The 1538-nt window shown below is 50.3% G+C and carries 1 protein-coding gene; it reads right to left on the bottom strand.

All coding sequences use genetic code 11. The features are described 5' to 3' along the window. Positions 1–194: 194 nt before the first annotated feature. The coding region (locus KM934_RS12710; RefSeq protein ID WP_252345010.1) for a transposase at positions 195–1538 on the bottom strand (1344 nt) is incomplete at its 5' end.

Here is a 1538-nt window from a genome sequence, read left to right as displayed (position 1 = left end):
TAGGGATTGTCGTTTAATTCTTTCAGTCGTGGACGCATAGAGGTCATCTTGGTATTTGATGCTCCGTGCAATCAGTTTTAATTGCTTTTTGCTGGTTTAACGGCACTCCAAAGTAGTGTATTTGCTGCCTTTGCCGATAACAGATTAGGAGTCCTCTTCGGAGGACTCCATCTTAATTCCGTTTCAGATGTCTCTTATGCCGCCTTGGTCTCTTGCAGCTCTGCCAGACGCTCCGCCATGTGGACTGCGTTCGCTGTGTGGATGCCGAAGAAGATGTACAGGATCTCTGTTTTCTTCTTCCTGGCCTTGATCCTGCGCATGGCGTAATGCTCTTTCTGTGTTCCGAACGATCCTTCCATCTGAGTGGCCCTGACTCTTGCCAGTTCCTGGCGGACATAGTCTTCCTCCCTCTTCTTCTCTGCTGATGGACGGCCACGCTTGGCGAATGATGTCTGTATGCCCAGTTCCTTGCAGAGGTCCCTGTTGGCTGTGCCTGTATAGCCGGTGTCGCCACCTATCTTCTTCGCATCCACACCAAACAGCCGCTTGTGCATCTTGATGCAATGTCCGAGTCTTCTGCCCTCATTGAAGGCGTTGAAGGAGAGTTTCTCGATGAAAGAGATACCGTCGACCTGTATGTTGTTGCACTTGGCTCCAAATTCCACGTTCTTCACCTCCTTGCCACGGACGATGGGCCTCACGTATGGCTTTGATGTACTCACGATCCTGTCGGGAATGCTTTCCCTGGGGTCATTGCTGTCGAAGTGGTTCTTCTGCTGGCGGTACACCTTTGTGATAATGCCGAGGGTTGACTGCTCACGCACGGTCAGCACCTCCTGCTCATTATGTTCGCGCATCATCCTTCGTATTTCCTTCAGGATCTTCCCCAGTAGGTTTAACAACCGGCGGATAATCCTGCGCTGTTGTGACTTCTTGTGTTTGCGCTGCTTCACATACTCCATGTTCGCCTTCTCCACGTCAAGGTACTTCGTCCTCGGACGGTGGATACCAAGACGCTGACAGGCATCACACATCATCCGATATGACTTCCCAACGCATTCCCACAGCAACTTCTGGTCCGTCGGATACCGCATCTCGCTCTCATAGCATGTCGCATCTGTGTAGAATGTATCAAGCTCTTTCATGTACGGTTTCCATGCATCCGCGAGTATGTTCTGCTGTTGCTGGATCTTCAGCTTGTCGGAAAGCTCGGAGATGATGTCATCTATCAACTTGTAGTTCGTAAGCGGGCACAGAGGATTGACGTACACGTCGCAGAATATCTGATAGTGGACGTTGCCGTTCAACTGCTCCAGCAGTTTCGGGGCACTCAGCTGGGTGTACATCTTCAGGAACATCAGAGCAACTTTACCCTCCGGGGAGAAGAAGGACTTCCGACCACGCTTACGTACTGGATGGTTGCTCACCAAACCAAAGTTCACTGCCATCTCATGAAGAGGGAGAAGCCGTTTCATACGTCCAAGTTCGCTGTTTTCAAACGTAACTCGAAATAAATCATAAAAATCGAACCCTTCGAA

The sequence above is a fragment of the Hallella faecis genome, assembly GCF_018789675.1.
Lineage (GTDB): Bacteria > Bacteroidota > Bacteroidia > Bacteroidales > Bacteroidaceae > Prevotella > Prevotella faecis.
Note: the sequence above shows the minus strand (reverse complement) of the source record. Positions and strands in the feature narration are given on the sequence as shown.